At 67.1% G+C, this 6,826-nt stretch carries 8 protein-coding genes and 1 tRNA gene; 4 read left to right on the top strand and 5 right to left on the bottom strand.

The features are described 5' to 3' along the window. Positions 1–92 precede the first annotated feature (92 nt). The 5 genes from ACWDRB_RS35070 to ACWDRB_RS35050 form a co-directional block, all read right to left on the bottom strand. Positions 93–578 (bottom strand): YbaK/prolyl-tRNA synthetase associated domain-containing protein, encoded by a 486-nt coding sequence (locus ACWDRB_RS35070; protein WP_449901000.1) that lies wholly within the window; start codon positions 576–578, stop codon positions 93–95. Next, entirely contained in the window at positions 568–870 is a 303-nt protein-coding gene (locus ACWDRB_RS35065; protein ID WP_185071156.1) for an ArsR/SmtB family transcription factor, read from the bottom strand. The genes ACWDRB_RS35070 and ACWDRB_RS35065 overlap by 11 nt, the downstream gene beginning before the upstream one ends. 36 nt (positions 871–906) lie before the next feature. Next, positions 907–1,569 (bottom strand): AIM24 family protein, encoded by a 663-nt coding sequence (locus tag ACWDRB_RS35060; protein ID WP_363962621.1) that lies wholly within the window; start codon positions 1,567–1,569, stop codon positions 907–909. Positions 1,570–1,644: 75 nt separating this feature from the next. After that, on the bottom strand, positions 1,645–2,283 hold the full coding sequence (locus ACWDRB_RS35055) for a hypothetical protein (protein ID WP_449900996.1): 639 nt from the start codon (positions 2,281–2,283) through the stop codon (positions 1,645–1,647). Between the two features lie 48 nt (positions 2,284–2,331). Beyond that, a complete protein-coding gene (locus ACWDRB_RS35050) occupies positions 2,332–2,721 on the bottom strand; it encodes a response regulator transcription factor (protein WP_350728568.1) in 390 nt (129 codons plus the stop codon). A gap of 116 nt (positions 2,722–2,837) precedes the next feature. Between ACWDRB_RS35050 and ACWDRB_RS35045 the strand changes: the two genes are divergently transcribed. From ACWDRB_RS35045 to ACWDRB_RS35030, 4 genes are all read left to right on the top strand, one after another. Next, a tRNA-Arg gene (locus ACWDRB_RS35045) sits at positions 2,838–2,909 on the top strand. A gap of 188 nt (positions 2,910–3,097) precedes the next feature. After that, a complete protein-coding gene (locus ACWDRB_RS35040; protein ID WP_449900993.1) occupies positions 3,098–3,853 on the top strand; it encodes an IS3 family transposase in 756 nt (251 codons plus the stop codon). 62 nt (positions 3,854–3,915) lie between these two features. Beyond that, entirely contained in the window at positions 3,916–4,947 is a 1,032-nt protein-coding gene (locus ACWDRB_RS35035) for a tyrosine-type recombinase/integrase (protein ID WP_449900991.1), read from the top strand. Beyond that, positions 4,947–6,773, top strand: a complete 1,827-nt coding sequence (locus ACWDRB_RS35030; protein WP_449900990.1) for a tyrosine-type recombinase/integrase — start codon at positions 4,947–4,949, stop codon at positions 6,771–6,773. The genes ACWDRB_RS35035 and ACWDRB_RS35030 overlap by 1 nt, the downstream gene beginning before the upstream one ends. Positions 6,774–6,826 lie beyond the last annotated feature (53 nt).

The raw sequence follows: 6,826 nt of genomic DNA, 5'->3' as shown, positions 1-6,826 counted from the left end.
CCGCCGCGATCTGGCACAACCACGCAACCAACGCCCCGATCACCCGGTCACTGACCGCCTACGACCACTGACCGGAGATCGGACTTACTCGTCTAGTTCGCTGTGATGGTGGCCATTCTGGGCTCGGCCAGCCGCACGTAGTCGTCGGTGGCCAGCGCGACGGACCGGTCGAGCCTGGCGGCGTTGAAGTACAGCTCGGGCTGGTCGAGCAGCGCCGGGTCCGCGATCAGCTCGAGCCGGGGGTCGTAGCTGAACGGGAGCACGGTCCCGCTCATGCTGCCGGCCAGTTCCTCGGCTTTGTCCTTGGCGGCGAAGGCCACGTACGTGCCGTCCAGCAGCGACTTGACCGCCTGCAGGTCGAGCCGGGCGTTGCCGGGCACGACGGCCAGCACGTGCCGGGTCTGCTTCTTGCCGATCTTGACCATCACGACGAGGCATTTGGCGGCCTGCGCGACGTCGTGCCCGCGCAGGGCGCTGACCTCGTCGGTCCGCCCCTCCGGCGCGTGCTCGATCACCCGGTAGCGGGCGCCGGCGGCGTCCATGTCGGAGATCAGCCGCTCGTACAGCTCACCAGCCACTGCTCAACAACTCCTTCGCCGCGGCGATCCGGTCCTCGTCGCGCTGGTAGAACACCCACTGCTTGATCTTCTTGCCGCGGATCAGGCCCGCCTTGGCGAGCACCTTGAGGTGCTCGCCGCAGGTGGGCTGGCTCACGCCGAGCTTCTCGGCGATGAAGAGCGAGCAGACTCCGTCGCGTACGAGGTCGCCGTCGCGTTGCGGCGGGAAGTGTCGCTCGGGATCGCGCAGCCAATCGAGGATCAGCAGCCGCTTGTCATTGGCCAGTGCCTTGACCAGGTCGACGTCCAGCACAAAGGTATTATGGCAATTAGCTAATTACCTGTCTACCTAGGACTGGGTCACGACGGGCGCCCCTTCGCTGGCCTGCACCAGCACGAACCCCTGCCCGCTGAACGCCAGCTGCATGGCCTCCCCGCTGCCCCGCCCGATCAGCGCCCCCACCTTCATCGTCCGGTTGACGCCGACGTGCAGCCCCGTGCTCCAGCACACGGCGGACTGGCCGTCGGCGTACGTGGGCATGCGGGCGGCATCGAGCAGCACCGGCGTGCCGTGCGTGGTCACCGCCACCCACCCGGTCCCGGTGACCGTCGTGTTGAACAGCCCGCCCGCCGCGATCCCGGCCCCCTGCACGCGCTGGATGTCCCAGGTGAGCTGTGGCTGGAACGCCAGCAGGTTGCGCCCGTTGACGGTGATCCCCTCGTTCTCCAGGTAGAACAGGTGGATGTCGTCGGCGTTGTCGGCGAGGTAGAGCAGCCCCTCGCCGCGTACGCGCATGAGGGACGCGCCCTCGCCCGTCACGGCCTTCTTGAAGAGCTTGCCGAGCCCGCCGCCCTCGTAGTCGAAGTCCATCTTCCCCTGGAAGGCGACCATGGAGCCCTGCTTGGCCAGGACCTCGTGCGGCAGCTGCACGCGCAGCATCTTGCCGTTCTGGAGCGCGAAGCCGGGTGGCAGCTGCTGGGACTCGAGATTGCCGAAAATGGAGCTACGCACGGTTGGACCTTCCTAGGCTCGGGAGGGGACGCTACGGCCCACCGTACGCAAACTTTTCACAAAAGAAGCCGCCGGCTAGAACTGCCCTCGGGCCTCTTCCACCCATGCCAGCACGGTTGCCGCTTCCTCGGCGCCGGCGATCTCAGCGGCCTCGTCCAGCACCGCCACGGCGTCCTCACGCCGCCCCTCCGCGGCAGCGATATACGCCAGCCCCACCAGATTGGCCGCCACCCCGGCCATGAACCCGAGCTCCCGGCGCAGCCGTACGGACTCCTCCAGCCGTTCGCGCGCCGCCGGCAGCCGTCCGGCCATGTGCTCGGCGATGCCCAGGTGGCGCAGGACGTACGAGAGGGTCAGCTTGTCGCCGGCCTGCGTCGCCAGCTCATGGGCCCGCTCCAGAGCTGCCGCCGCGGGCGCCTCGTCCCCGCGGACGACCTGATGGAAGGTCCCCACCCAGAGCAGCGCCTCACCCTCACCCCGGACATCCCCAAGCGCCCGGTAAAGCTCTGCGGCCCTCTCGAACAGCCTCAGCTCTTCGTCGCCCTGCTCGCCCTGCCCATCGAGAAACCGGCCGTGCATGATCCGCCCTCGAACCAGCGCCAGATCGGCCTCCACGCCGTCCAGCCCCCGATCGGCGGCCTCCAGCCCGGCCACATCCCCGCCGAAAACGGCCCGCTCATAGAGCTCCTTGGCCCGCTCAAGCCGCCCGTCCATGCCCACCACTCCCATCAGATCCGGGGGAGCGAGGGAATCGGGCCGCCCCTATCCCTTGCCGGCCGCCGTCGCCAGATCCCGTACGACCTGAATCAACTCGGCCGGATCGAACGGCTTGGTCAGATAAGCGTCGACCCCGATCCCCAACCCCCGCCGCCTATCATCGTCCTGCGCCCGCGCCGTGATCAACACCACCTTGATGTGACTGGTGGCCTCCTCGGTCCGCAACCTCTGCGCCGTCGTCCATCCATCCAGGCACGGCATCATCACGTCCAACGTGATGACGTCCGGCATGACGTCGAGCACACGATCAAGGCAGTCCTGCCCATCGGTGGCGGTCGCGACCTCGAACCCCTCCAGGTTCAGGTTGACCGCGATGAGCTGCCGGATGACCTCGTCGTCGTCCACGACCAGTACTTTCCCAAGAACCTCGCCCACGGGCGCCAAGGTAACCTGTAGTGGGGTCGTCACGGGTGGTTTTCGCTGGATGTGTTCAAGGACCTTTATCGTGTGCCGAGTGGTGCCGGGATGCTGATAGCCTTATCACTCGTCGAGCCCCCTTAGCTCAGGGGATAGAGCACCGGCCTCCGGAGCCGGGTGCGTAGGTTCGAATCCTACAGGGGGCACTCGATCTTGATCAGCGGTTTCGGCCGCTGACCAGGGCGAACATCGCAGGTACGGGCGGGCCTCCAGTCTCACGGAGTCCCGCCCGTTCTCGTTGACGCTCGCAGGTGGTGGACCGTCTTCACGGTCCACCACACACGAGGCAGATCTATGCTCTTCAGGCTTCTAGGAGGGCTCTCGCACTGTCCCGATGGCATATCCCTTCAGGTCTGAGAAGTTTCGCGGTACGCAACGCCGAACGCTGCTGGCCGCTCTGGTCGAGATCTTCGCCGACTCGCACGAGACCTACGGCTACCGGCGCGTGCACGCCGCCCTGCTGCGCCGCGGCGAGCACTGCTCAGCCGAGCTGGTGCGTGCCTTGATGCGCGAGCAGGGCCTGACCCCGGCCCGGGCGTGGGCGTTCCGGTCGGCCACCACCGTGCAAGGCGACTACCGCGGCATCCCCGACCTGGTCGGCCGCGACTTCACCGCCGAACGGCCCGGCACCGAGCTGGTCGGCGACGTCACCTACATCCGCACCTGGGAAGGCTTCCTCTACCTCGCCACCGTGATCGACTGCCACAGCAAGGCGGTCCTGGGCTGGGCGATGGCCGACCACTACCGCACCGACCTGATCAAGGACGTGATCCGGATGGCGGCCGACACCGGCCTGCTCCAACCGGGCACCGTCTTCCACGCCGACCGCGACTCGAACTACACCAGCGACGAGTTCGGCCGCTTCCTGACCGCTCGGCAGATCCGCCGCTCGGTCGGCCGCACCGGGGTCTGCTACGACGACGCGATGGCCGAGTCGTTCTTCAGTGCGCTCAAGAACGAATGGCTGCACCGCTTCGTCTTCTCCACCCAAGCCAAGGCAGGACGGCAGGTCATCCGCTACATCGAAGGGTTGTCACGATATGCAGGTGATCCTGTGCTGGCCTGCAGGTCAGAGATGAGTGGCCATTGACGGCTGGCGCTGGGTGACAGTGGTTGATGCTGGAGTTACCCCAGTGACGGGAGTCTCCTCCGATGTCGTTCGATCCCTGTCTGCTCAACGGCCGTCCCGACCCTGCCGATCCTGGTGTGGTGCGCCTGGGGCATCCGGCGCTGGATGACTATCTGGAGTTGGTGGCGGCCCGAGCCCGGCCCAACACGTTGATCGCGACGGCGTATGACCTGAAGGTGTTCTTCAGCCAGATCCGCAAGGATCCGGCCGAGGTCACCACCGTGGATGTGCTGGCCTTCATCAAGATGCAGCGTTCCCCGCGCATCGATGCCAAGGTGGTCCGCCTGGAGGACGGGGAGGCCGGGCTGTCGGCCCGGACGATCAAACGTCGGCTGGCGAGCATCTCTGGGCTGTTCAACTTCCTGGTGGTGCGCGGCGACGTGCGGGCTAACCCGGTTCCTCAGGGACTGGCCGTCCGCCGTTCTGGCCAACGCGCGATCCGGCAGGTCCCGCTGATTCGTACGCCTCGGACACTTCCCCGGGTACTCGAGCCCGGCGAGGTGTCGGCTTTCCTGGCCGCGCTGCGCACTCGTCGCGACCGAGCGATGGCCGAGGCCATGCTGCTGGGCGGGCTGCGCCGCTGCGAGGTGCTTGGCCTGCGCGTTGGTGATCTGCGGCCCGGAGAGCATCGCGTGTTCATCGCTGAAGGCAAGGGCGGACACCAGAGGATCGTCCCGGTCTCGGCCCTGTTCTTCGCCACCGTGGCCGACTATCTGGCCACCGAACGGCCGCAGACCAGCACCACCGATCGGCTGTTCGTCGTGCTGAAGGGACCACGTCGCGGCCAGCCACTGTCGGCATCCGGCCTGGATGAGATTGTCACCGGTGCCCGTGACCGTGCCGGAATCATCCGACTGACCTGCCATCAACTGCGTCACACGTGCCTGACCCGGCTGCGTGAGGCGGGTATGGCGCTGGAGGCGTTGCAGGCCCAAGCCGGTCACCGCTCGATCGAATCCACCCGGATCTACCTCCATCTGGCAGGAGGCTGGCTCGCGGAGGAATACCGGCGCGCCATGGAGGCGATCGACGCCCAGACCGTCCAGGAGCGGTGATGGAGGCGAAGGCATCGCGGGCGGCCGAGCCTGACCTGGTCGAGCACTACTGCCATGACGCTCAGCAGGCGGAGGTGAAGATCTGGCCGTCGAACCGGCTCGCGGCCGAGACGTTCCTGCGCCGCGTCGCTGCCTGCGGAGGATGGGCGGGCATGGACCTGACCGAGCGGCTGGCCGCCACCCGCGAGCAGATGCGGACCGGGCCGTTCGTCAGCTGGCTGATCGTCACCGGTCGGTGCGTCGTGGACGCCTCCTTCCTGGTCACGGCCGGGCTGCGGCTCGGGGAGGCTGCTTCCCGCTATCAGCCCTTGGCCCAACTACGGTTCGAGCAGGCCACGGACCGCCTGTCGATCACTCCGGCCGACAGGCGGTTGCAGTGGCACATGCTCGCCTTGCTGGCCGCGGCCACTGCCACCACCCTCGACCGCATCGACACCCAGATCTTCCTCGCTGGCCGTGAGCTGCTCCTGGCCGCCTATCGTCAGCGCGGACACCCTGACTCAGGCCGCAACCCAGCCGCCATCCTTCACCGCCTGCAGGCGACTCTGTTCCATGACCAAGTGATCGACACCCTGGAGCGGCCCGGCCGCATCCCGGTCAGCATTGCCGGCTGGAACGGCGTCGCCACCTCATACGCCCTGGCCGCCCGCCGCTACGTCGAGCAGGTCGCCCTCAGCCTTCGTCCTTCCACCGTCAAAGCCATCGAACGGGATCTGCGCCAGTTCGGCCACCACCTGGCCGACCGACATCCCGACGTCACCACCTTGGCCCAGCTCAACCGCAGCCACATCGAGGACTACAAGCGCCACCTCGCCTGCAACCCGCGGCCCTCGGGAACGCCGCTGGCCAAGCCCAGCATCAAGAACACGCTGATCAACCTGCGCTGCTTCTTCACCCGGATCACCGAATGGGACTACCCCGACGTCCCACCCCGGCCGCTGATCTTCGACGCGGACTTGCCCATCATCGACCGGCCACTGCCCCGTTTCCTCGACGACGCCGCAGCCACCAAACTGCTGCGCGCCGCCCGCGCCGAACCCGATGCCTTCGCCCGTCTGGTCGTCGAACTTCTCGCCCGAACCGGCATGCGCAAGGGCGAACTGCTCGCTCTGACCGTTGACGCCGTCGTCCAGATCGGCTCGGCCTACTGGCTGCGCATCCCGATCGGGAAACTCCACAACGACCGCTACATCCCGCTCCACCCGGAACTGAAGAGCCTGCTGGACGCCTGGCTCCGTGACCGACCCACAGACCTGCGCTCGGACAAGATGTTCCTGCGCCGAGGCGGCCGACCCATCCTGCCCCGCCACGTCGACCACGCCCTGGCCAAGGTCGCTGGCGCGGCCGGTATTGGCCACATCACCGCTCATCAACTGCGCCATACCCTGGCCACCCAGGCCATCAACCGCGGCATGTCCCTGGAGGCCATCGCCGCCCTGCTCGGCCACAAGACCCTCGCCATGACCATGGTCTACGCCCGCATCGCCGACCGCACCGTCGCCGAGGAGTACTTCTCGGTGACCGAGAAGGTCGAGGCACTCTACGCTCAACCTGCCCAGCTTCCCGCCACTGACGAGGGCCACCAGATGCGCCGCCTACGCGCGGAGATGCATCGCCGCATGCTCGGCAACGGCTACTGCGCCCGACCGGTCGAGATGGACTGCCACTTCGAGTCGATCTGCGAGTCCTGCCAGTTCTTCGTCACCACGATCGAGTTCCGCCCTCGACTGCAGGCTCAGCGCGACGACGCCAAGGAGAAAGGACAGATCGGACGTCAGAAAATCTTCGACGGCCTGCTCAACAGACTCGACTCAACGGGCACTTGACTCGATCACCTGCATAACTACAACCACCGGCGCCTGCACTCGGCGCTCGGCTA

It is taken from the genome of Nonomuraea sp. NPDC003707 (assembly GCF_053587055.1).
Note: the sequence above shows the minus strand (reverse complement) of the source record. Positions and strands in the feature narration are given on the sequence as shown.

Bases quoted from the DNA above. Each gene is read 5' to 3' on its own strand.
- ACWDRB_RS35055 (WP_449900996.1), bottom strand. From the start codon at position 2,283: ATGGACGGGCGGCTTGAGCGGGCCAAGGAGCTCTATGAGCGGGCCGTT.
- ACWDRB_RS35040 (WP_449900993.1), top strand. From the start codon at position 3,098: ATGGCATATCCCTTCAGGTCTGAGAAGTTTCGCGGTACGCAACGCCGA.
- ACWDRB_RS35035 (WP_449900991.1), top strand. From the start codon at position 3,916: ATGTCGTTCGATCCCTGTCTGCTCAACGGCCGTCCCGACCCTGCCGAT.
- ACWDRB_RS35030 (WP_449900990.1), top strand. From the start codon at position 4,947: ATGGAGGCGAAGGCATCGCGGGCGGCCGAGCCTGACCTGGTCGAGCAC.